Below are 22,274 nucleotides of genomic sequence, written 5' to 3'. Positions count from 1 at the left end.
GCTCAGACCCGCTCGATGGCCAGCGCCAGACCCTGGCCGACACCCACGCACATGGTCGCCAGGCCGCGCCTGCCGCCGGACTTTTCCAGCTGGTGCAAGGCGGTCAGCACCAGGCGCGCGCCGCTCATGCCCAGCGGATGACCGAGGGCGATGGCGCCGCCGTTGGGGTTGACCTGGGGCGCGTCGTCGGCCAGGCCGAGGTCGCGGGTCACCGCCAGGCCCTGAGCGGCAAAGGCTTCGTTGAGTTCGATCACGTCGAAATCGCTGATCTGCAGATCCAGCCGCTCACACAGCTTGCGCACCGCCGGCACCGGGCCATAGCCCATGATCCGTGGCGCCACGCCGGCGCTGGCCATGCCCAGCACCCGCGCCCGCGGCGTCAGGCCGTGCTTCTGCACCGCCTCGGCAGAGGCCAGGATCAGCGCCGCAGCCCCATCGTTGACCCCCGAGGCGTTGCCGGCGGTGACGGTCTTGTCCGCGCCATTGACCGGCTTGAGTTTGCCCAGGGCTTCCAGGGTGGTGTCCGGGCGCAGGTGCTCGTCCTGATCGATCACGCTGTCGCCCTTCTTGCCCTTGATCACCACCGGGACGATTTCTTCGGCGAAGAAGCCGGCCTGCTGGGCGGCGGCCGCACGCTGCTGGCTGCGCAGGGCGAAGGCGTCCTGATCGGCACGGCTGATCCCGAACTGGTCGGCGACGTTGTCGGCGGTCTGCGGCATGGCATCCACGCCGTATTCGGCCTGCATCAGCGGGTTGATGAAACGCCAGCCGATGGTGGTGTCCTCGATCTTCTGGTTGCGGCCGTAGGCGCTGTCGGCCTTGCCCATGACATAGGGCGCGCGCGACATCGACTCGACGCCGCCGGCGATGGCCAGCTCCATCTCGCCGCTGGCGATGGCGCGAAAGGCCGTGCCGACCGCGTCCATGCCCGAGGCGCAGAGACGGTTGAGGGTCACCCCCGGCACCGAGTCCGGCAAGCCGGCCAGCAACAGGGCCATGCGCGCCACGTTGCGGTTGTCTTCGCCGGCCTGGTTGGCGCAGCCCATAAAGACTTCGTCGACCTGGCTCAGGTCGAGCTGCGGATTACGCTCGATCAACGCCTTGAGCGGCACCGCCGCCAGGTCGTCGGCACGCACCGCGGCCAGACCACCGCCGAAGCGGCCGATCGGTGTACGCACGGCGTCGCAGATAAATACGTCGCGGCTCATTCCTCACCTCCGGCCTGGCCGTGGGCGGCCGCGGTGCGCGCTTCCAGGGCGCGCAGGGCAGCGAGTTCGACTTCGCTCGGCTCGGCGGTGACGCTGAGGTTGTCGGCAAAACGGATCTGCCAGCCGGTGGCTTCGATCACCTGCTCGCGAGTCACGCCCGGATGCAGGGTGGTGACGATGAACTCGTTGCTGCCGGCTTCCGGTTCCATGATGCACAGGTCGGTGATGATGCCGACCGGCCCCGCACCGGGCAGGCCCAGCTGCTTGCGATGGTCGCCGCCTTCGCCATGGCCGACCGAGGTGATGAAGGCCAGCTTGTCGACGAAGGTGCGGTGCGACTGCTTGAGGATGATCAGCACCTGCTTGGCGCTGCCGGCGATCTCCGGCGCGCCACCGGCGCCGGGCAGACGCACTTTCGGCTGGTGGTAATCGCCGATCACCGTGGTGTTGATGTTGCCGAACTTGTCGACCTGGGCGGCGCCGAGGAAGCCGACGTCGATGCGCCCGCCCTGCAACCAGTAGCGGAAGATCTCGCCGGTGGGCACCACGGTGTCGGCGGTCTCGGCCAGCTCGCCGTCGCCGATCGACAGCGGCAGCACGCTCGGCTTGGCTCCGATCGGGCCGGATTCGTAGATCAGGACCACGTCCGGCGAGGAGGTCAGGCGCGCCAGGTTGGCGGCCTTGGACGGCAGGCCGATGCCGACGAAGCACACCGCGCCGTTCTGCAGGCGGCGGGCGGCGGCCACGGTCATCATTTCATTGGTGCTGTAGGCGCTCATCAGTTGGCCTCCTGCTGGGCAGCCAGTTTGGCCTGGCGCAGTTTTTCTTGAAAAGCGGCGAAATCGGCGGTGCCGCGGATGTATTCGTCGATCCAGGCGCTGAAGGTCTCGCGGTCGCGGGCGATCGGGTCCCAGGCCTGGTAGAAACGGTTGTCACGCTCGGAGTAGCCGAGGGCGTAGGACGGATGGGCACCGCCGGGCACGTGGCAGACCGCGGTCAGCGCCCAGCTCGGCAGCACGCAGGCGTTCATCGGCGCATCGAGGTCGTCGACGATTTCTTCCACGGTGACGATGCAGCGCTTGGCCGCCAGGGCCGCTTCCTTCTGCACGCCGAGGATGCCCCAGAGCAGCACGTTGCCCTTACGGTCGGCCTTCTGCGCGTGGATCACGGTGACGTCCGGACGCACGCTCGGCACCGCCGCCAGCACTTCGCCGGTGAACGGGCAGGTGACGGTCTTGATCAGCGGGTTGACCTTGGGCAGGTCGGAGCCGGCGTAGGCACGCAGCACCGCGAACGGCAGGCCCGAGGCCCCGGCGACGTAGGCGTTGGCCATGTCGGCGTGGCTGTGTTCCTCGATTTCCAGCGGCTGCGGCCAGCCCTTCTCCACCGCATCGCGCAGGCGATGCAGGGAGCCGACGCCCGGGTTGCCGCCCCAGGAGAACACCAGCTTCTTCGCGCAACCGGCACCGATCAGCAGGTCGTAGACCAGGTCGGGAGTCATGCGGATCAGGGTCAGCTCGCGCTTGTTCTGGCGGATAAGCTCGTGGGACGCCGCGGTCGGGATCAGGTGGGTAAAGCCTTCGAGGGCGATGCTGTCGCCGTCGTTGACGAAGCGTTGTATGGCTTCGGCGAGGGAAATGATTTCGGCCATCGGTGCTGCTCTCACTGGTTGGACAGTGCCACCGGGTCAGGGTGGCGGGTGAGTCAACAGTAGGCCGAGCGGCCCGGGCAAACAATCCGATAATCGACTTACTGTTCGATTATCGAACCATTCTTGTTCCAATCAGCCCCTGAACATGGACTACCCGCAGACCTTCAGAGCAGGTTCCAGGTGTAGGTGAAGATCAGGCGGTTCTCGTCGACATCGCTGCGGTAGTTGGAACGCGCGGTGACGTTGCGCACCTTCACCCCCAGGCCCTTGAGCGAACCGCTCTGCACCACGTAACCGACGTCCAGGTCGCGCTCCCACTCCTTGCCCTCGAAGCCGCGGCCGGTGTCGACGTTGTCGCCGGTCAGGTAACGCACCCCGGCGACCAGCCCCGGTACGCCCATGGCGGCGAAGTCGTAGTCGTAACGCACCTGCCAGGAGCGCTCGTCAGCCGAGTCGAAGGTAAAGGTCGGCACCTCGTTACCCAGCGGGCTGACGTTGGCGAACACCCGCGGCAGGCCGTGGTCGCCGAACATGGCCTGGTAGCCGAGATAGACGGTATGCCCGCCATGCTTGGCCGAGAGCAGGGAGTAAAAGGCCTGGTTGTCGATCTCGCCGGCCAGGTGCGAGCCGTCTTCGGCGGAGTCGAAATAGCCCAGGTTGGCGCCGAGCACCCAGTCGCCGACCGGCTCACTGTGCTTGAGGCTGAAGTGGCGCTGGTTGTAGATATCCTCCAGCTGGGCATACCAGGCGCCGACCGAGGTGCGCTTGGCGTTGAAGGCATAGTCGGCGCCGGCATAGTTGAGGCGGTCCGTGGTGATCAGCCCGCCGCCATTGCGCAGCGGGACGAAACCGAGCATGGCGCCCAGCTCCTCATCACCGGCCTCGTTGCGCAGGCTGGTGGAACGCAGCTGACCGCCCTGCAGGGTCAGACCGGCGATCTCGTTGGAGACGATGCTGACGCCCTGATAGGTCGGCGGCAACAGGCGGATATCGCCGAAGTACAACACCGGCAGGATCAATTGCTGTTCACCGATCTTCAGCTCGGTCTTCGACAGCCTGACTTTCAGGGCCGCGCCCAGGCGGCTGTAGTCATCGGCCGCCCTGCCCTCATCGGTCACTGGCAACAGGCCGGTATTGACCCGATCCGGGCTGCTGTCGAGCTTGATCCCCAGCAGGCCGATGGCATCCACACCGAAACCGACCGGGCCCGGGGTGTAGCCGGATTTGACGTTGAGGATAAAACCCTGGGCCCACTCCTCGGCCTTGGACTGCTGGTTCGGCCCGACGATGTCGGAGTAGTCGCGACTGAAGTAGTAGTTGCGCGCCTGCAAAGTTGCGCTGGCATCCTCGATAAAACCGCCTTCGCCAGCCTGACTCAGGCTTGGCAGTGCGGCCGCGATGGCCAGGGGCAGCAGGCGAAGGGAGGTGATGCGGTTGTTGTTCATGGTTGGCTCTTGTTGTTATTTCAGGTTGCAGAAACCCGCCCCGGCGCGCTGGACGAGCCGGTGATGCAAGGCATGGCGGGGGTTATATGAGCGGCCGCCAGGGCCGCTCATAAAGGGGAATCGGATCGATCAGGGTGCAGGGTCACCCACAGGGCCCGCTGTCGGCACAGCTGCGCTCGCCGTAGCGCGTCGAGTCAGCAGCAGGTGCGCGGCAATGCCGAACAGCAGACCCCAGAAGGCTGCCGACAGCCCCAGAAAGGACATGCCCGAGGCCGTCACCAGAAAGGTGATCAGCGCCGCTTCGCGGTCCTCCACTACCGCCATGGCGCCGGCCAGCGCACCGGCAATCGCGCCGAACAGCGCCAGCCCGGCCAGGGCGGCGATCAGTTCCCTGGGAAAGGCGGTAAACAGCGACACCAGGGTCGCGCCGAACAGCCCCAGCAGTAGATAGACCACACCGCCGACCACCCCGGCGACATAGCGCCGGGCCGGGTCTTCGTGGGCTTCGCGACCGGTGCAGATGGCCGCGGTGATCGCCGCCAGGTTGAGGCCGTGGCAGGCGAACGGGGCCAGCAGCAGCGAACCCAGGGCGCTGCTGGCGATGATCGGGCTGGCCGGGGTCTGGTAACCGGCACCGCGCAGCACCGCCATGCCCGGCACGAACTGGCCGGTCAGGGCCACCATCACCAGCGGCAAGGCGATATTCAGGCTGGCCGCCAGGCTGAATTCGGGGCTGATCCACACGGGCGTGGCCAGGCCGATGACCAGCGCCTCCTGGCGCAGCTCGCCCGTGGCGAAGGCGATAGTGCAACCGACCAGCAGCACCGCCAGCACCGCATAGCGAGGCAGCAGGCGCTTGACCAGCAGGTAGCTGGCGAACATCGCCAGCACCAGAAAGGGTTTGGCCTGCAGCGAGACGAACAGCCCGGTGCCGAAGCTGAACAGGATCCCGGCCAGCATGCCGGCGGAGATCGCCGCGGGCAGTTTGCCGATGATGCGGTCGAAGGCGCCGCTGATGCCGACCAGGAAGATGATCAGGCTGGCCACCATATAGGCACCGACCGCCTGGTTCAGGCTGATCTGCGGCAGCAGCGAGACCAGCAACGCCGAGCCCGGTGCCGACCAGGCGATGATGATGGGCACCCGGTAACGCAGGCTGAGGGCAATGCCCAGCACCGCGCTGCCGATGGAAATCGCCCAGACCCAGGACGACAGCACGGCATGCGACAGGCCCGCGCTCTCGGCCGCCTGGAAGATGATCACCAGGGGTCCGGCATAGGAAATCACGGTGGCGATAAAGCCGGCCACTACGGCGGACAGGGAGAAATCGTCGATCAAGGCTTTCATGGGGCCTCGCAAGGTATGGATGGCGCTCCTCGGGGAACGCTCTCGTTGTTAGCGACGACTGTAGGGTGCGCTGCGCGCACCATCTAAACGACACGCGACATTATTGGTGCGCACAGCGCACCCTACGGAGGACTAGGCCCCCTGCAGGGCACGCGGACGCTTGCTGCGCTGCTCGGCTTGGGCGGCGGGAGCCTTCTGCAGCTGGAAGTCGAACTGCAGTTCGGCAAAGCGGCTGCCTTGCACGCCACGGTCATGGGCGGCAGCGGCGTCCTCGACGAACTGGATGTCGCCGACCAGGCCGTCGCGGGTGGCGTAGGCGAAGTCGTCCCACAGGTACTGCTCGCCGGCCAGGTTGATCTGGGTGGTCAGATGACGATGGCCCGGGGCGGAGATGAAGAAGTGGATGTGCGCCGGACGCTGGCCGTGACGACCGAGCAGATCCAGGCATTCCTGGGTCGGGCCGTCCGGGGCGCAGCCGTAGCCGGACGGCACGATGCTGCGCGCGCGGTAACGGCCTTCGGCATCGGTGACGATGCGTCGGCGCAGGTTGTAGGCGGACTGGCTCTGGTCGAAGTAGGAGTAGTTGCCCTGGGTGTTGGCGTGCCACAGGTCGACCACCGCGCCGGCCACAGGCGCGCCTTGGGTGTCGCGCACCACGCCTTCGAGGAACATCACGGTGGCATCCGGCTCGCTGCCGTCGTCCATGCGTACCTCGCCTTCGGCCAGCGGCGCGCCGGCGACATACAACGGGCCCTCGATGGTGCGCGGGGTGCCGCCGGTGAGGCCGGCCTGGGCATCCTTGGCATCCTGCAACAGGTCGAGGAAGTGTTCCAGGCCCAGGCCCGCCACCAGCAGACCGACTTCATTGCGCCCGCCCAGGCGATTGAGGTAGTCGACGCTCTTCCAGAACTCGTCGTCGCTGATGTCCAGGTCTTCGATGATCTTCGCCGCGTCATTGATGATGCGCAGCATGATCTGCTTGATACGCGGGCTGCCCTGCTCGCTGTTGAGGCCGCTGGCTTCTTTGAACAGGTCCTGGATTTCGGCGGTGTGGCTAACTTTAACGGTCATGGTGGTTACCTCGGTTTTTTGTTCTAGGACTAATCAACGGTCGTCTTCACGGATCGACGAGGGATGCCGGCACAGGGCATCGATCTCGATCTCCATGTAGGGGAACAGCGGCAGCTGTAGCAGGGTGTCGTGCAGTTCCTGCACGCTGTCCAGGTCGAATACGCTGTAGTTGGCGTACTGCCCGGCGATGCGCCACAGGTGGCGCCACTTGCCCTCGTGCATCAGGCGCTGGGCCAGTTCCTTCTCGTCCGCCTTGAGCTGGGCGGCCTTGGCCGGGTCCATATCCAACGGCAGTTTTACGGTCATCGTTACGTGGAACAGCATGGGTTTATCTCCTCGGCGGGTTAGGCCGTTGGCGCAGCGTCAGGGGCGACGGAAGAACGCCAGGCGTTCTTCATCGAGGGTCAGACCGAGGCCCGGGGTACGCGGCACATGCAGCTGGAAATCGCGGTACTGCGGTGCCTCCTGAACGATTTCCTCGGTCAGCAGCAGCGGGCCAAACAGCTCGGTGTGCCAGGTCAGCTTGTTCAAGGTCAGGAAGGCATGGGCCGAGGCCAGGGTGCCGATCGAGCCTTCCAGCATGGTGCCGCCGTACAGGGCGATGCCGGCCGCTTCGGCGATTGCCGCGGTGCGCAGCACGGCCCGCGGACCACCGTTCTTGGCGATCTTCAGGGCAAACACCGACGCAGCACCGTCGGCGGCCAGGCTGAAGGCGTCTTCCACGCTTTCGATGGATTCGTCGGCCATGATCGGTGCTGGGCTGCGCTGATTGAGGCGCACCTGCCCTGCCCGGTTGATCCGCGCAATCGGCTGCTCGATCAGGTCGATACCGTTGTCGCCGAGCACCTGGCAGGCGCGCAGGGCCACCGACTCGTCCCAGGCCTGGTTGACGTCGACCCGCACGCTGGCGCTGTCGCCCAGAGCCCGCTTGATCGCGATGACGTGCTTGAGGTCCTGGCTGACCTCACCCGCGCCGATCTTCAGCTTGAAGATGCGGTGACGGCGAATCTCCAGCATGTGCTGCGCTTCGGCGATGTCCTTGGCGGTGTCGCCACTGGCCAGGGTCCAGGCCACTTCCAGGCTGTCGCGCACGCGGCCGCCGAGCAGTTCGCTGACCGGCAGCCCCAGGCGCTTGCCCTGGGCATCCAGCAGCGCACTTTCCAGGCCGGACTTGGCGAAGCTATTGCCCTTGGCGGCTTTATCCAGACGCAGCATGCAGGCATTGATATTGGCCGCGTCCTGACCGATCAGCAGCGGTGCGAGGTGGCTGTCGATGTTCTGCTTGATGCTCTCCGGGCTCTCGTTGCCGTAGGCCAGGCCACCGATGGTGGTGGACTCGCCGAGGCCTTCGATAGAGTCGGCGCAACGCAGACGAATGACCACCAAGGTCTGCCGCTGCATGGTGTGCATTGCCAGCTTGTGCGGGCGGATGGTCGGCAGGTCGACGATGATCGCCGACACGCTTTCGATCAGGGTTTGGCTCATTTCAATCTTCCAGTCAGTCCCCCTCGCCCACCTGTGGGAGAGGGGTCAGGGGTGAGGGCTAAAGGCTCAGGCCTTGGCACCGCTCAACAGCATGGCTGGGTGCTGCCGGCGCTTGGCGCTGATGGCGAACACAGTCATGGCGATGGCGGCGATGGCTCCGGGTACGGCGAAGGCCAGGAAGTTCAGTTGCAGCGGCAGGTTGATGCCCATCAGCGCGCCGCCCAGCAGCGGGCCGACGATGGCCCCGTTGCGGCCGATGCCCGAGGCCCAGCCCAGGCCCGTGGAGCGGATCGACAGGCCATAGAACTGCGCAGCCCCGGCGTACAACAGAATCTGTGTACCAATGGTGGTGGCACCCGCGACGAAGATCAGCAGGTACAGCAGCGGCGTCGGGCTCTTGAAGCCCAGCAGGCTGATCGACACGGCGGCGGCAACGAAGAAGGCCACCATCACCTTGCTCAGACTGAAGCGATCGCCCAGCCAGCCGCCGAGAATGGCACCGGCCATGCCGCCGAAGTTCAGCGCCAGGAGGAACGACAGGCTCGAACCCAGGCTGTAGCCGGCGTTGGCCATCAGCTTGGGCAGCCAGGAGCTCAGTGCGTAGACCATCAGCAGGCAGCAGAAGAACGCCAGCCACAGGCACAGGGTGCGCAACGCGCGGCCCTCACGGAACAGCTCGAACACCGCCACGCCCTTGCCTTTGCTATCACTCATATGCAGCTGGTCGGCCGCGTCGATGTGCAGGCCCGGCTGGATCTTCTGCAGCATCTCGCGGGCCTGCTCATGACGGCCCTGGCGCAGCAGAAAGCCCACCGATTCCGGCAGCTTCCACAGAATCAGCGGCAACAGCAGCAGGGGTACGGCGGCGGCGAAGAACATCGCCTCCCAGCCGAAGCGCGGCAGCATATAGATGCCGACACCAGCGGCGAGCATGCCGCCCACCGAGTAGCCGCTGAACATGATGGCCACCAGGGTGCTGCGCAGGCGCTTGGGCGCGTACTCGTTCATCAGTGCCACGGCGTTGGGCATCAGGCCGCCGCAACCGAGACCGGCGATAAAGCGGCAGATACCGAACTCGGTGGGGTTGCTGGCGAAACCGTTGACGATGGTGGCGCTGGAAAACAGGGCAAAGCAGATGGCGATGCCCTTCTTGCGCCCGATCCTGTCCGCCAGGGTGCCAAAGGCCAGCGCGCCGAACATCATGCCGAACAGCGCATAACTGCCCAGGGCACCGGCCTGCAGTGGGGTCAGCCCCCACTCCTGCATGATCGACGGCAGTACCACGCCGTAAATAAACAGGTCGTAACCGTCGAAGATCAGCAGCAAGGCGCAGAGCGCCATGACCATCCAGTGGAAGCGCGAGAAGCGCGCGGTGTCGATGATTTGGTGAACGTCTATCTGTCGCATGGCATGGGTTCTCTCTTTTGTTTTTGTTGTGAACAGCGGGTTGAAACGGCTAACGCTGCGGCTTTCTGTAGCTCCGTAGGATGGGTTAGCGGCGCAGAGCGCAAGGCCCAAGCACAACGTCGAATCGCGCGCGCCGCGTAACCCATCAACGAACCCGACTCCACCTACCCCAGATCACCGCCACCCACCGGCAGGGTCACGCCGGTGATATAGGCGGCGTCGTCGGAGGCCAGAAACAGAATCGCCCCGGCCTGCTCGTCGATGCTGCCGTAGCGTTTCATCAGGCTGCTGCTGAGGGTCTGGTCGACGATCTGCTGGTACCAGAGCTGCTCCTGCTCGCTCTGCGCGGCCGTGTTGCGCGGGATGCGCCGCGGCGGCGCTTCGGTGCCGCCCGGGGCGGTGGCATTGACCCGAATGCCGCACTCGGCGGTCTCGAAGGCCAGGCAGGCGGTCAGCGCGTTGACCCCGCCCTTGGCCGCGCCGTAGGGCACGCGGTTGACCCCGCGGGTGGCAATCGAGGAAACGTTGACGATGGCGCCACTGCCCTGCGCGAGCATCTGTGGCAGCGCGGCATGGCAGCACCACAAGGTCGGGAACAGCGAACGACGCACTTCCGCCTCGATCTCATCGGCCTGGTAGTGCTCGAACGGCTTGGCCCAGATGGTGCCGCCGACGTTGTTGACCAGGATGTCCAGGCGGCCGAAACGCTCGACCGTCGCGGCCATCACCCGCTGGCACTCGGCAAACTGCTCGAGGTCGGCGGTCAGGCACAGCACCTCGGCGACGCCGGCCAGTTCGTCGGCCAGTTCGTGCACCAGCTCGGAACGGTCGACCAGCAGCAGCCGGCCGCCCTCGGCCGCCATGCGCTCGGCCACGCGACGACCGATGCCCTGGGCGGCGCCGGTGATCACGGCGACCTTGTCCTGAAAACGTTTGCTCATGAACCACCTCGGTTGCGTAGCCCGGATGCAATCCGGGGGAATCCGGCAGAGAACCCCGGGCTAACGCTCGAATAAAACAGGCCCGCTCACCCAGTAAGCGGACCAAAGGAGCCTTTCAGGCGCTGGCGGCGAACTTCTCGTAATAGAAGTTGGCCGGCTGGATGCCCTGTTCGCGGATGTATTGGCTGACCGCCTCGACCATCGGCGGCGGGCCGCACAGGTAGACATCCACGTCGCCGTCGTTGAGGTGCCTGGGCGCGATGTGCTGGGTGACGTAACCCTTGTGCGGGTAGCTGCTATCCGGGCTGGCCACGCAGGCGCTGTAGGTAAAGTTGGCGATGCGCGCGGCCAGGGCCTCGAGCTTGTCCATTTCGACCAGGTCGAAGTCGTGGGTCACCCCGTAGATCAGGTGCAGCGGGTGCGCGCTGCCCTGCTCGGCAATCTTCTCGAGCATCGCGGTGAAGGGCGCCAGACCGGTGCCGCCGGCCAGCAGCAACAGCGGCCGCTTGATTTCGCGCAGGTAGAAGCTGCCCAGCGGGCCGGCCAGGGTCATGCTGTCGCCGGCCTTGGCCAAACCAGTGAGGAAGCTGCTCATCAGGCCGCCCGGCACGTTGCGGATCAGGAAGCTGACCTCGCCGTCCTTCGGCAGGCTGCTGAACGAATAGGCGCGGCTCTGCTCGCTGCCCGGCACCTTGAGGTTGACGTACTGGCCCGGCAGGAACGCCAGCTTGCTCAGCGACTCACCCTTGATCGACAGGGCGATGGTGCTGTCGGACAACTGGCGCACCGCGCTGATCGCCGCCTCGAAGCTGGCCTGCTGGGTCTTGCACAGCTCGCTTGAGGCCGGCACGCGCACCACGCAGTCGCTCTCGGCACGCATCTGGCAGGTCAGCACATAGCCCTGCTCGGCTTCGGCCTGGCTCAGGGCGTCGTCGATATAGTCTTCGCCGAGGTCGTACTGACCGGCTTCGGCGAAGCACTTGCAGGCCCCGCAGGCACCGTCGCGGCAATCCAGGGGGATATTGATGCCCTGGCGATAGGCGGCATCGGCCACGGTCTCGCCGAGTTTGGCGTCAATGAAACGGGTGACCCCGTCTTCGAAATTCAGTGCGATCTTGTGGCTCATGGCACACCTCGCTAAACAGTTCTATGCCGATAAAACGCGGCTTGAAGCGTCACGAGCGCAGCTGGGGCAAGGCGCGGCACGCCGAGAAAGCGCAGTTCACTGGTTGTGAATGAGCATTTCGAGGCGTCCCGCAACACAGCCCAAGCCAGCGCAGTAGCTTCAGTCCGTGTTTTCAGATGTGGTAGACGTCGATGACTTGCCGCACGTAGTCGTTCTTCAGGACCACCTTCTTGGCCTTGATCAGCGGGTTCGGCCCGCTGCTGTCGAGGCTGTAGAAACTGGTGCCGTAGAAGTGGTCGACGACCTTGTAGCGAAAGCTCATGGTGTGCCAGTTGAAGCGCAGCTTGCACAGGCCATTGGCCTGCTCGAGCAGCTCGATATTGCTGATGTTGTGCGAGGTGCGCGTGTCCGGAATGGTGGCACTAGAGCGCTCGGTGCGGATGCGGAACACCCGGTCTTCCAGACCGCTGCGGTTGCCGTACCAGATCAGCGAGATTTCGGTCTGCGGGTTTTCCACCAGCTGATCGCGGTCGTCCCAGGCCGGCATCCAGAAGGTCGCATCGCTGGCATACAGCTCCAGCCATTCGTCCCACTGCTTGTCGTCGAGATAGCGCGCCTCACGGTAGAGGAAGTCACGCGCGGCTTCATAAGTCAGGCTCATTTACGCGCCCTCCACGTGAATCAGTTGATCCTGCTGCTCTTGCAGCGCCTTGATCATCTGCTGCTGCCAGTAGTGGTGCTGCAGTACGAACAGGCCTTCGTCTTCGGTACGCACGCCGCTCATCAGCGGATGCAGGTCGATCTCCTTGGCCGACTCGTCGGCCCCCTCGACCCAGTGTTCGCAACCGCGGGACATGTCGTTCCACTCCATGGCGCGACCGGCGAAGCCCTGCTGGCAGGCGCGGAACTCTTCCAGGTCGTCCGGGGTGGCCATGCCACTGACATTGAAGAAGTCTTCGTACTGACGGATACGTCGGGCGCGCGCCTCAGCGCACTCGCCTTTCGGCGCGATGCAGTAGATGGTCACTTCGGTCTTGTCCACCGATAGCGGCCGGGCGATGCGCAGCTGCGAGCCGAACTGGTCCATCAGGTACAGGTTCGGGTACAGGCAGAGGTTGCGCGAGTTGCCGATCATCCAGTCGGCGCGGGCTTCACCGAACTCGCTGGCAAGGCGCTCGCGCTCGGCGAACAGCGGCCGGTCCTCGGGGTTGTCCCAGCGGGTCCAGAGCAGCAGGTGACCGTTGTCGAAGGAGTAGAAGCCGCCGCCCTTCTTGCCCCAGCCGCCGGCGCTCATGGCGCGGATATCGTCGCCGGCTTCTTTCAACTTGCGCTGCTGCTGGGTGGCGGCGTAGTTCCAGTGCACGGCGGTGACGTGGTAGCCGTCGGCACCGTTCTCGGCCTGCAGCTTCCAGTTGCCCTCAAACACGTAGGTGCTGGAGCCGCGCAGCACTTCCAGGCCATCGGCGGACTGATCGACGATCATGTCGATGATCTTCTTCGACTCGCCGAGGAAGTCCTCCAGCGGCGCGACGTCTTCACGCAGGCTGCCGAACAGGAAACCGCGGTAGGACTCGAAGCGCGCAACCTTCTTCAGGTCGTGGGAGCCGTCGCAGTCGAAACTCTGCGGGTAGCCGGCCTCCTTGGGGTCCTTGACCTTGAGCAGCTTGCCCGAGTTGTTGAAGGTCCAGCCATGGAACGGGCAGGTGTAGGTGGCCTTGTTGCCGCTCTTGAAACGGCAGAGCATGGCGCCGCGATGGCTGCAGGCGTTGATGAAGGCATTCAGCACACCGTCCTTGTTGCGCGCGATGAAAATCGGCTGACGCCCCATGGAGGTGGTGTAGTAATCGTTGTTCTCGGGGATCTGGCTTTCATGGGCCAGGTACAACCAGTTGCCCTCGAAGATGTGTTGCATCTCCAAGTCGAACAACCGAGGGTCGGTGAACATCTCGCGCTTGCAGCGGAAAATGCCCTTGTCTTGGTCTTCTTGCAGCAGGCCGTTCAGGTAGTCGAGTCGCAGGGTCATCGCCGTGGCTCCGTTATTATTGTTTCAACGGAATCAAGGCTACGGCTCAGGACTGTCGGACAATATCCAGTTCGTGCACGACCTCTATCCGTTTTTTGCAAGGCGGCGAAAACGGATAAACGGTAGGTACGCGACAACGCCCGATACCGCACCCAGGTGCGGCATCGGGCGTTTCAGCAGGAAAAAAGAAGGTTATGGACGCGAATCAGCTGCGCCGACGCAGGGTGTCCGAGGGCAGCTCGCCGAAGGTGCTCTTGTAGCTCTCAGAGAAACGTCCCAGGTGCAGGAAGCCGTAATCCAGCGCCACCTCGGTGACGTTGCGCACCTTGGCGGTCGGGTCGATCAGGCAGGCATGCACCTTCTCCAGCTTCTTGTTGCGGATGTAGTGCTTCGGCGTGGTGCCGGCGTTGCGCTCGAACAGCGCGTAGAGCGAACGCGGGCTCATGCGCACCACCTCGGCCAACTGCTCCAGACCGATGTCCTGCTTGAGATTGTCCTCGATGTACTGGGCAATCCGCTCGAACGATGGGCAGCTCTCGCCCAGCTCATCGCGCCCGACGTTGTTGGCCAGCAGGCCGAGCAGCTTGGTCGCGATGATGCGGGTGTAGTGCTCTTGCACCTGGGTCATCGGCTGCGCACTTTCGGCTTCCTCGCAGACCAGCCCGAGCAGATTGACGAAGCCGTCGAGCTGCTGCAGGTTGTGCCGTGAGGCGAAGCGAATGCCATCGGTCGGACGACGCCAGTGGTTCTCGCTGCAGGCCCGATCGAGAAAGGTCGCCGGCAGCTTGACGATGAACTTCTCGCAATCGTCGGAATAGGTCAGGTCGACCGGATCGTCCGGGTTGATCAGCAGCAGCTCGCCGGGGGTGAAGTAGTGCTCCTGGGCATGGCCGCGCCACAGGCAATGGCCCTGCAACAGGATTTGCAGGTGGTAGATGGTTTCCAGCGCCGGCGAGGTGACGCGCACGCTGCCACCGTAACTGATCCGGCACAGATCCAGGCTGCCGAAGGTGCGGTGGCTCAGACTGGCCTCGGGCCGCCCGCTTTGCGGCAAACGAATGCAATGCGAGCCGACATGCTGATTGACATAATCGGAGACTGCATAGGGGTCGGCATGGTGGAATATCCGACTTTTCTCGTTAAGCAGACGACAGTCCATAACACGGGGCTCTTATAGTTTTTATGACGCTGAGGGTCGGCACAAGCAAGGCATCCGCCCTCAGGTCTTTTATTGATACAGGCAAAACAGCCATACGGTGGCCTGCACCGATCAACGGTCGGCAAGCGCTACCCGCCCGCCGTATCGGTCGACTCGCCGGCATCGATCATATCGGTTACGACAGCTTAGTGAATTCGAACAAAAGCAGGATGATCAGTGCGCGATAACCGCACACATTCACACCCAGGCTCAGCCCACAAAACGCCACGGCGCCCAGAGGTTGTGAAAAAACGCTCAGCTCACAATGGCTTGAACAGCTGACTGCTCAGCTCGCGGCTGGCGTTGAGCATGATCGGCAGGAAGCGCTGCTCCAGCTCGCGGGCGGGCACCCGCCCGGCGTGGGTGCTGACGTTCATCGCGGCCAGTACGTGGCCGGACGAGTCGTACACCGGCACGGCCAGCGAGCGCAGCCCTTGCTCCAGCTCCTGATCGACCAGACACCAGCCCTGCTGACGCACCTGTTGCAAGCATTCCCAGAGCGCTTCCGGAGTATGCAGGGTGCGACTGGTCTTGGCCTGCAGGTCGGCGTGATTGAGGTAGTCGTGCAGGCTGTCGTCGTCCAGCGCGGCGAGGAGGATGCGGCCCATTGACGTGCAGTAGGCCGGCAAGCGACTGCCGACGCTCAAGTCCACCGAGATCAGGCGCTGCGGAATCGCCGAGCGTGCGATGTAGAGCACCTGCTCGCCCTCCAGGGTAGCCAGGTTGCAGGCCTCGTGCAGCTGCTCGCTGATCCGGTCCAGGTAGGGCTGCGCCGAGACGGCCAGGGGCGTCGACGACAGGTAGGCATGGCCGAGGGTCAGCACCTTGGGCAGCAGCGAATAGGTACGCCCGTCGGTGGTCGCATAACCCAGTTTCATCAGGGTATACAGGCAACGGCGCACAGCCGCGCGGGGGATCTCGGTGCGGTGGCTGATCTGCGCGATGGTCAGGTGGCGCTTGCGCTCCTGGAAGGCATTGATCACCGCCAGGCCGCGCGCCAGCGAGGTCATGAAGTTCGGATCGCCGCTCAGGTCGGCGATGCGTTTGGCCGGAGAAACATACACCGGCGGCACCAGGCCGGACAGCGATGGACGCGCATCGGTCATACAACCTCCTGAGCAGATGGGAGCAACAACGATGCGATTATCGAACGGCAGTTCGATAATCGCAATTGCTCCAGCCGACGCAACGGGCTGGGGAGTAGAAAGCCAGGCGGGCAGAAAAGATCCCTGCCGGCCTAGTTTTCTATTTCCTGCTGCGTCTTAAGCTGCACTCCGGCTTGCAGGACCTGATTCCCTTTCAGCTACAGCTCGATACTCAAAGCCACCCTCGCCTGCCGTCTACGACACTCGCCGCCATCTTATTCAGCACTCTCGCCCAGGGCCACCCGCCGCCTGGGGAGCTGGGCAAATGGCTCAAAAAGGAAAATGGCTCTTCTAAAGCGAATGGAATGGTGCTCAAGGGTAAAAGCCCCACCCGAGAGGGCCACTCCAGACCATCCAGAAAATACTAATTCTGCGCCCCAGGTAGCATTTTTCGGGATTGACAATAAAAATACTTTGCTTGCTATAAAACACCCCGTCATCTACGTTGAAGCCGTACGCAAAGGCAAACCCGTCGAAAGACGGGGACGCAAAGTCACCGGTCTAACGGGTGTAAAACCCCATGACAGCGGGACCGCCGGCATTTCATGTGGTTTCCCGGGTACGGGTTCTCCGTACTCAACTCACATCGTGGTGTTATCGGATCCTCCCTGATCGGTATCAGCTCAAGCGATTGTCAACGGCGAGCACGCCGGCGACAGGGCTTACAGGGGATATTCAACATGAACGCAGCTACTTTTTCCCGCACTAACTTTCGCCGTGCCGCACTGGCTTCAGTCGTCGCCTTGGGCGTCTTCGGGTCATCCAGCGGCTTTGCCGCCGGAGCGTCAACCACGTCGACCGCTACCGTAATCACCCCGATCGCGATCACCAAGTCGGTGGACCTGGCCTTCGGCAGCTTCGCACGGGGTGCCGGCGGCAGCGTCACCGTTTCCACCAGCGGCGCCCGGACAGCATCCGGCACTATTCTGTCGACCGTAGGTGGCACCCCAGCAGCCGCCAAATTCGACGTCACCGGTGAGGGTACCTCGACCTACAGCATCACATGGTCCGGTGACACAATCCTGACCACAGGGGTTGGCGGAGCCGGGGAGACCATGGCGCTGGCCAGAGTCAGTGATTTGACCGCCGGCGGCGCCACCAGTGGCGAAGTGGCAAGTGGCGCGCTGACCGCCGGCGCGCAGTCCATATACCTGGGTGGCGTGCTGACGGTAGGCGCGGCTCAGGTTGCAGGCGCCTATACCGGCAGCGTGACGGCAACGGTCGAATACAACTAACCTTCCGCCGACCTATCAAGCCGGGCCCTGGTCCGGCAACCCTTTTCCGCGTAGCGCCACTGGCAGTGCCGGCGCTAGCGACATCGCCTCCGCACCGATGCCATAACCAGGAGCGCCGCGATGAAGCCGTATTTGCCGAAACTCCTGGCCCTCGCTGCCCTCGCCGCCCTGGCGGCGCCCGCCAGCTGGGCGCTGGAGATGGCGATCCAGAACAACCAGGAGTTGTCGTTCGGCAGCTTCGTGGCCGGCAGCGGCGGTTCCGTCACGGTCAGCACCAGCGGCGCGCGCAGCGCCAGTGGCGGTGTGCTGCTGATACCTTCAAGCGCCGGCGCAGCCGCACAGTTCACGGTTAGCGGCGATGCCAATGTGACCTATACGATTCAACTGCCGGGTAACGACTTCGTGAAGCTGTCGGGTCCGGGAGGCGATATGTTCATCAATGAATTCACCGGCAGCCCTTCCGGGGCCGCCGGGCAACTGAGTGCGGGCGGCTCCCAGAGCCTGTCGGTCGGCGGGACACTCAGTATCGCCAGTGGCCAGTCTCCCGGGGAGTACTCTGGCAGCTTCAGCGTGACCGTGGACTACAACTGATCCATCGCGAGCAGCACGCCGGTGTCACCAACAGTGCACCCAGCCCCGTCCGGTACGCCGAACAATGCCATAAAAGGATTTAGCCATGCCCCCTGCAACCTCGTCGCGCAACACCAGAGCGGCGCACCTGCTCCAGCGACTCACCCTGAGCGGCCTGCTGTTTTTGCTGCCCGCGAGCCATGCAGGGGCCGAACTGATGCTGTACCCGACCCGCGTTGTCTTTGCCGGCAACCAGCGCGCGGCCCAGCTTGAACTGATCAACAATGGCAGCGAGAGAGCGACTTATCGTATTTCCCTGGTGAACCGGCGCATGAGCGAAACGGGCGCCTTCAGCGAGATCGATACCCCCTTGCCCGGCGAACAGTTCGCCGACGACCTGCTGCGCTACTCGCCGCGCCAGGTCACGCTTGAGCCAGGGACCGGGCAAGCGGTGCGGATCATGGTGCGCAAGCCCGCCAACCTGCCGAGCGGCGAGTACCGTTCGCACCTGCTGTTCGCGCAACAACCCGAAGCCCGCGGCAGCACCAGCATCGAGGAGCGCGATCCCGCCGCCAAGAATGAGATCGGCATCAAGCTGACCACCCTGGTCGGCATCTCTATCCCGGTGATCGTGCGTCATGGCAACACCGACGCCAGCGTGTCGCTGACCCAGCTTGACCTGCAGCAACCGCCTGGCAAAGCGCCGACTCTGGCGCTGCAGATGGAGCGCAGCGGCAGCCAGTCCGTCTACGGCGACCTGACCGTCAGCCTGATTCCTGCCCGCGGGGCCGAGCAGGTTCTGGCGCGGGCCAATGGCGTTGCGGTCTATAGCCAAAACCGCGTGCGGCGCGCGAACATTGCGCTGCAGCGGCCGAATGGCCAGCGATTAACCGACGGCGCGTTGCGGGTCAGCTACCGGGAACAGGCGGAGGATGGTGGCGCACTGCTGGCCGAGGCGGTTCTCCAGCTTCCCTGACGCGTGCCGTCCGACATGACGTCGGCAGCAGCCCGCCACTGGACGCACCGGTTGGCCGCGCTGTTGCTGGTCCTCGCGGGCCTTGTCCTCAGCGGGGCTTTGCTGGCCCAGGAGCATGACCCGGAGGCGACTTTCCTGCTGCTCGAGGTGCGCCTGGATCAGTCGATACTGTCAAGCGCCATCCCCGCCTATGACGTCGGCGAGCATACCCTGCTGCCTTTGGGTGAACTGGCCAGGTTGCTGAGCATTGCGATCCAGACCCAGCCCGCACAAGGCACCGCCAGCGGCTTTATCCTCGACGAAGACCGCGCATTCAGCCTGAACCTGGGCGAAGCCAGTGTGACCCGAAGCGGGATCAGCGAGACGTTCGATCCGGCGCTGGTGCGGGTCGAGCCGGATGATCTGTATGTGGCCAAATCCCTGCTCGAGCACTGGCTGCCGCTTGAGCTCGAGGTCGACCGTTCCAGCCTCTCCCTGCGCGTTCAAGCACTCGAACCCCTGCCCTTGCAGTCCCGCCTCAAGCGCGAACGCCTCGGCGAGCGAGCGGGCATGGGCAGTGGTTATCAGGATCCCGGCTATCCGCATCATGCGCAGCCCTACCGGCTGCTGGGCATGCCTTTTGTGGATCAGACCTTCGCCACCGAACTGCGCAAGAACGATGCAAGCACCCAGACCGACGCGCGCTATACGGCCTTTCTCACCGGCGATCTGCTGGGCATGGAGTCATCGCTGTATTTCTCCAGCAGCAAACAGGAGCCGGGCCCCGATGTGCGGGCCACGTTCGGCCGCCACGACCCCGCCGGCAACCTGCTGGGCCCACTGCATGCCCGCTCTTTCAGTTTCGGTAGTCTCTCGACGCCGAGCGTAGAAAATATCAGCCGGGGTAGCAGTGGCGAGGGCGTGAGCCTGAGCAATCGTCCGCTGACACGGCCAACCAGCTTTGACCGCCAGACCTTTGAAGGGGATCTGCCGCCGGGCTGGGACGTGGAGCTTTATTACAACGATGCCCTGATTGAGTTCCAGCGGGCCGACGCCGAGGGTCGCTATCGATTCGAAGACCAGCCGCTGAGTTATGGCCGCAATGACTTTCGCCTGGTCTTCAACGGTCCGCTGGGCCAGACACGGGTGGAACAGCAGAGTTTCTCCCTGGATCAATCCATGGTTAAGCCCGGCGAGTTCCAGTACAGCCTTACCGAACACCGCGACGACGACGGGCAAGCGCGCTCTATTAGCCAGTTCGACCTGGGCCTCACGCGCTCGCTGTCCGCATCGGCCGGATTCATCCGCGCACCGGCCGGTAGCGCTGACGAACAGTACTCGACCTTTGGGCTACGCACATTCTGGCAGGCCATGAGTATCAGCGGTGACTTTGTCCAAGCGCAGGACGGTGGCTCGCTGGCCGAACTCGGCTTACAGACCCGCATCCGCGGCGTGGCCGTGGACGCCAGCCGCACACAGCTGAACGCCTTCAACAGCGAGGTGTTTCTCGACTATAGCGACCCCATTCGCACCCGCGACGAACTCCGGCTCAGTGGTTCCGTGCCGCTGGGAGCACGCTCGCGCCTGCCCGTGGCCCTGACGGCAACGCGGGACGAACGGGAGTCCGGCATGACCGACACCGATGTCAGCGCCCGTATTTCCGCCTACCTCTATCACACGGCGCTCACCAACACCCTGAGCTGGCGCGCCTTCGGCGACGTCGAGCAAACCTTCGGCAGCCTGCAGATCAGCCGCCGTGTGCGCGATATGGGTTTACGCGGCCAGGTCGAATACAGCCTGGATTCCGGCGGGGATATCTCCTCGCTGGCACTCTCTGCCGATAAATACCTGGCAGACGGCTACCGCCTGACCCTGAGCGTGGCGCACGCCTTCGAGTCACCGCAAACGCAGTACACCGCCGGCTTTACCAAAAGCCTGGGGCGCTACGGATTGGGCGTCAATGCCAGCTATCTGGACACCGGCGAGATCATCGTCGGCGCTCAATTCTTTATCGCCATGGGCCGGGATCCACGCCGCTCCGACTGGCTGTTCGACGCCCGGCCCATGGCCAACAGCGGCGCGGCCTCGGTACGCATGTTCCTCGACGACAACAACAACGGCGTGATGGATCCTGGCGAAGAACCGCTACCGGGGGCAGGCTTTACGGTCAACGGCGGCAGGCATCAGGCCCGCACGGATGCGGCCGGCATTGCCCACATCGATCACTTGCCGGTCAGACAATATGTCGACATCGGGGTCGACACCGCGACGCTGATAGACCCGCAATGGGCGCCGGAGATCGGCGGTATGCGACTGCTGCCGCGCCCGGGTGGTGTGGCTCGCCTGGAGTTTCCGGTGCGCATGACCACGGAAATCGACGGCACGGTTTATCTGCTGGAGGGCGGTATCGAGCGCGGTATCGGCGACCTGAAGCTGGAACTGTTGAACGACCAGCAGCAGACAGTGGCCGAGGCAACCAGCAGCTGGGACGGTTTCTATATCGTCTCGGGGGTGGTCGCCGGGGATTACCGGTTAAGAGTCTCCCCCCAACAACTGCAGCGTCTGGGCCTGACGGATACGACGGGTAGCCGCCAACTGAGCGTATCGGGCGATGGCGCCTTTATCAGCGGCATGGATCTGATAGTTCGGCCGTTGTCAGGGCCGCAGCCAATCCAACCCAGAGCGCGAAACCCCCAGGCTGCGGCACAGCCCAGGGCTAAAGCGCAGTTGCGCAGCGAATCCTGGGTGCAGGAGCAACCCGCTACCAATTTCACGATCCAGCTGATGGCGGCAAGCTCCGAGGCAGCGGTACAGGACTACATCGAGCAGCATCACCTGACGGATACGGCAGCTTACTTTCGCACCCTGCACCGCGGTTCACCCTGGTACTCGGTCGTCTACGGCAGTTTTACCAGCGACCGGCAGGCCCGGACTGCACTGAAACAACTCCCCCCGACCCTGACCACGGCATCACCCTGGCTACGGCAGTACGCTGACATACAGCGACATACCGAACTGGCCGGAGCCCCATCTCAGGGAGCCAAGACCAACTAGCGGCGCCGCCCAAAACAAAACCGCGTCTGCACCCGGTAATCAACAGGGTCAAGACCCGCTGCAACCAGAGGGCTCAGCCGTGGTCAGCTGCTAGTTTCCTAGCGGCTGACCACGGCTGAGCCCTATTCGAATCATCTGCGCACGGTATGACGTGAGACCGGTGCCGAACCTGTGCGTGTTCAAGACCGGAACCCCAGCAGCTGCCGGCCGAGATCGGCTCTCACAGCCAGGCGGCTTCGCTCGCTTGCGCGCGGGACAAATACCCCGGACATGAAAAAGCCCGCCGTTTCCTAAGAAACCTGCGGGCTATCTCTTACTTACATCATCCCGAGCCGAACCTAATCTTCGCCCCAGACGGCTGCATGCCTAACAAGCTGGCGCTGCTTCGCACCCCTTCCTAGTCCAACAGTCGC

19 protein-coding genes and 1 riboswitch are annotated in these 22,274 nt (G+C 64.2%); of the genes, 4 read left to right on the top strand and 15 right to left on the bottom strand.

What is annotated here, in order from left to right; genetic code table 11:
• Positions 1-2: 2 nt before the first annotated feature.
• The 15 genes from pcaF to G9C89_RS07160 form a co-directional block, all read right to left on the bottom strand.
• Positions 3-1,208 carry a 3-oxoadipyl-CoA thiolase gene (gene pcaF / locus G9C89_RS07230; protein ID WP_172146841.1) on the bottom strand — a complete coding sequence of 402 codons (1,206 nt, stop codon included), beginning with the start codon at positions 1,206-1,208 and terminating at the stop codon, positions 3-5.
• Positions 1,205-1,987 carry a CoA-transferase subunit beta gene (locus G9C89_RS07225; protein WP_172146839.1) on the bottom strand — a complete coding sequence of 261 codons (783 nt, stop codon included), beginning with the start codon at positions 1,985-1,987 and terminating at the stop codon, positions 1,205-1,207. Before G9C89_RS07225 ends, pcaF begins: the two co-directional genes overlap by 4 nt.
• Positions 1,987-2,859: a CoA transferase subunit A gene (locus tag G9C89_RS07220; protein WP_172146837.1), complete on the bottom strand. Its 873-nt coding sequence runs from the start codon at positions 2,857-2,859 to the stop codon at positions 1,987-1,989. Before G9C89_RS07220 ends, G9C89_RS07225 begins: the two co-directional genes overlap by 1 nt.
• A gap of 164 nt (positions 2,860-3,023) precedes the next feature.
• A complete protein-coding gene (locus tag G9C89_RS07215; protein ID WP_172146835.1) occupies positions 3,024-4,304 on the bottom strand; it encodes an OprD family porin in 1,281 nt (426 codons plus the stop codon).
• 129 nt (positions 4,305-4,433) lie between these two features.
• A complete protein-coding gene (locus G9C89_RS07210) occupies positions 4,434-5,651 on the bottom strand; it encodes a benzoate/H(+) symporter BenE family transporter (RefSeq protein WP_172146833.1) in 1,218 nt (405 codons plus the stop codon).
• A gap of 132 nt (positions 5,652-5,783) precedes the next feature.
• Positions 5,784-6,722 carry a catechol 1,2-dioxygenase gene (catA, locus tag G9C89_RS07205; RefSeq protein ID WP_172146824.1) on the bottom strand — a complete coding sequence of 313 codons (939 nt, stop codon included), beginning with the start codon at positions 6,720-6,722 and terminating at the stop codon, positions 5,784-5,786.
• A 33-nt stretch (positions 6,723-6,755) separates the two neighbouring features.
• Entirely contained in the window at positions 6,756-7,046 is a 291-nt protein-coding gene (gene catC, locus G9C89_RS07200; protein WP_172146822.1) for a muconolactone Delta-isomerase, read from the bottom strand.
• A 39-nt stretch (positions 7,047-7,085) separates the two neighbouring features.
• Positions 7,086-8,207, bottom strand: coding sequence for a muconate cycloisomerase family protein (locus tag G9C89_RS07195; protein WP_172146820.1), 1,122 nt, complete (start codon positions 8,205-8,207; stop codon positions 7,086-7,088).
• A gap of 66 nt (positions 8,208-8,273) precedes the next feature.
• Positions 8,274-9,614 carry an MFS transporter gene (locus G9C89_RS07190; protein WP_172146818.1) on the bottom strand — a complete coding sequence of 447 codons (1,341 nt, stop codon included), beginning with the start codon at positions 9,612-9,614 and terminating at the stop codon, positions 8,274-8,276.
• Between the two features lie 164 nt (positions 9,615-9,778).
• The gene (locus tag G9C89_RS07185) at positions 9,779-10,555 is read right to left on the bottom strand and encodes a 1,6-dihydroxycyclohexa-2,4-diene-1-carboxylate dehydrogenase (RefSeq protein WP_172146815.1); all 777 of its coding nucleotides are present in this window, start codon (positions 10,553-10,555) and stop codon (positions 9,779-9,781) included.
• A 115-nt stretch (positions 10,556-10,670) separates the two neighbouring features.
• Positions 10,671-11,681, bottom strand: coding sequence for a benzoate 1,2-dioxygenase electron transfer component BenC (gene benC / locus G9C89_RS07180; RefSeq protein WP_172146812.1), 1,011 nt, complete (start codon positions 11,679-11,681; stop codon positions 10,671-10,673).
• A gap of 172 nt (positions 11,682-11,853) precedes the next feature.
• On the bottom strand, positions 11,854-12,342 hold the full coding sequence (gene benB, locus G9C89_RS07175) for a benzoate 1,2-dioxygenase small subunit (RefSeq protein ID WP_172146809.1): 489 nt from the start codon (positions 12,340-12,342) through the stop codon (positions 11,854-11,856).
• Positions 12,343-13,704 (bottom strand): benzoate 1,2-dioxygenase large subunit, encoded by a 1,362-nt coding sequence (benA, locus tag G9C89_RS07170; protein WP_172146806.1) that lies wholly within the window; start codon positions 13,702-13,704, stop codon positions 12,343-12,345. It abuts the gene before it with no gap.
• A 205-nt stretch (positions 13,705-13,909) separates the two neighbouring features.
• Positions 13,910-14,863, bottom strand: a complete 954-nt coding sequence (locus G9C89_RS07165; RefSeq protein WP_172146804.1) for an AraC family transcriptional regulator — start codon at positions 14,861-14,863, stop codon at positions 13,910-13,912.
• Positions 14,864-15,162: 299 nt separating this feature from the next.
• A complete protein-coding gene (locus tag G9C89_RS07160) occupies positions 15,163-16,008 on the bottom strand; it encodes an IclR family transcriptional regulator (protein ID WP_172146802.1) in 846 nt (281 codons plus the stop codon).
• 491 nt (positions 16,009-16,499) lie between these two features.
• Positions 16,500-16,587: riboswitch (cyclic di-GMP riboswitch) on the top strand.
• A gap of 140 nt (positions 16,588-16,727) precedes the next feature.
• Between G9C89_RS07160 and G9C89_RS07155 the strand changes: the two genes are divergently transcribed.
• The 4 genes from G9C89_RS07155 (at position 16,728) to G9C89_RS07140 (ending at position 21,861) form a co-directional block, all read left to right on the top strand.
• Positions 16,728-17,282 carry a DUF4402 domain-containing protein gene (locus G9C89_RS07155; RefSeq protein WP_172146800.1) on the top strand — a complete coding sequence of 185 codons (555 nt, stop codon included), beginning with the start codon at positions 16,728-16,730 and terminating at the stop codon, positions 17,280-17,282.
• Between the two features lie 120 nt (positions 17,283-17,402).
• Complete coding sequence (locus G9C89_RS07150) at positions 17,403-17,873, top strand: DUF4402 domain-containing protein (RefSeq protein ID WP_172146798.1); 471 nt, start codon at positions 17,403-17,405, stop codon at positions 17,871-17,873.
• Positions 17,874-17,958: 85 nt separating this feature from the next.
• Complete coding sequence (locus tag G9C89_RS07145) at positions 17,959-18,828, top strand: fimbrial biogenesis chaperone (protein ID WP_172146796.1); 870 nt, start codon at positions 17,959-17,961, stop codon at positions 18,826-18,828.
• Positions 18,829-18,843: 15 nt separating this feature from the next.
• Positions 18,844-21,861 carry an SPOR domain-containing protein gene (locus tag G9C89_RS07140; protein ID WP_172146794.1) on the top strand — a complete coding sequence of 1,006 codons (3,018 nt, stop codon included), beginning with the start codon at positions 18,844-18,846 and terminating at the stop codon, positions 21,859-21,861.
• The last annotated feature ends 413 nt before the right edge of the window (positions 21,862-22,274 follow it).

This window comes from Pseudomonas tumuqii (assembly GCF_013184545.1).
GTDB lineage: Bacteria > Pseudomonadota > Gammaproteobacteria > Pseudomonadales > Pseudomonadaceae > Aquipseudomonas > Aquipseudomonas tumuqii.
Note: the sequence above shows the minus strand (reverse complement) of the source record. Positions and strands in the feature narration are given on the sequence as shown.

Coding starts and splice junctions, on each gene's coding strand:
- benA (WP_172146806.1), bottom strand. CDS start 13,704: ATGACCCTGCGACTCGACTACCTGAACGGCCTGCTGCAAGAAGACCAA.
- G9C89_RS07160 (WP_172146802.1), bottom strand. CDS start 16,008: ATGACCGATGCGCGTCCATCGCTGTCCGGCCTGGTGCCGCCGGTGTAT.
- pcaF (WP_172146841.1), bottom strand. CDS start 1,208: ATGAGCCGCGACGTATTTATCTGCGACGCCGTGCGTACACCGATCGGC.
- G9C89_RS07215 (WP_172146835.1), bottom strand. CDS start 4,304: ATGAACAACAACCGCATCACCTCCCTTCGCCTGCTGCCCCTGGCCATC.
- benB (WP_172146809.1), bottom strand. CDS start 12,342: ATGAGCCTGACTTATGAAGCCGCGCGTGACTTCCTCTACCGTGAGGCG.
- G9C89_RS07145 (WP_172146796.1), top strand. CDS start 17,959: ATGCCCCCTGCAACCTCGTCGCGCAACACCAGAGCGGCGCACCTGCTC.
- G9C89_RS07210 (WP_172146833.1), bottom strand. CDS start 5,651: ATGAAAGCCTTGATCGACGATTTCTCCCTGTCCGCCGTAGTGGCCGGC.
- G9C89_RS07140 (WP_172146794.1), top strand. CDS start 18,844: ATGACGTCGGCAGCAGCCCGCCACTGGACGCACCGGTTGGCCGCGCTG.
- G9C89_RS07165 (WP_172146804.1), bottom strand. CDS start 14,863: ATGGACTGTCGTCTGCTTAACGAGAAAAGTCGGATATTCCACCATGCC.
- G9C89_RS07195 (WP_172146820.1), bottom strand. CDS start 8,207: ATGAGCCAAACCCTGATCGAAAGCGTGTCGGCGATCATCGTCGACCTG.
- G9C89_RS07190 (WP_172146818.1), bottom strand. CDS start 9,614: ATGCGACAGATAGACGTTCACCAAATCATCGACACCGCGCGCTTCTCG.
- G9C89_RS07220 (WP_172146837.1), bottom strand. CDS start 2,859: ATGGCCGAAATCATTTCCCTCGCCGAAGCCATACAACGCTTCGTCAAC.
- G9C89_RS07150 (WP_172146798.1), top strand. CDS start 17,403: ATGAAGCCGTATTTGCCGAAACTCCTGGCCCTCGCTGCCCTCGCCGCC.
- G9C89_RS07185 (WP_172146815.1), bottom strand. CDS start 10,555: ATGAGCAAACGTTTTCAGGACAAGGTCGCCGTGATCACCGGCGCCGCC.
- catC (WP_172146822.1), bottom strand. CDS start 7,046: ATGCTGTTCCACGTAACGATGACCGTAAAACTGCCGTTGGATATGGAC.
- benC (WP_172146812.1), bottom strand. CDS start 11,681: ATGAGCCACAAGATCGCACTGAATTTCGAAGACGGGGTCACCCGTTTC.
- catA (WP_172146824.1), bottom strand. CDS start 6,722: ATGACCGTTAAAGTTAGCCACACCGCCGAAATCCAGGACCTGTTCAAA.
- G9C89_RS07155 (WP_172146800.1), top strand. CDS start 16,728: ATGAACGCAGCTACTTTTTCCCGCACTAACTTTCGCCGTGCCGCACTG.
- G9C89_RS07225 (WP_172146839.1), bottom strand. CDS start 1,987: ATGAGCGCCTACAGCACCAATGAAATGATGACCGTGGCCGCCGCCCGC.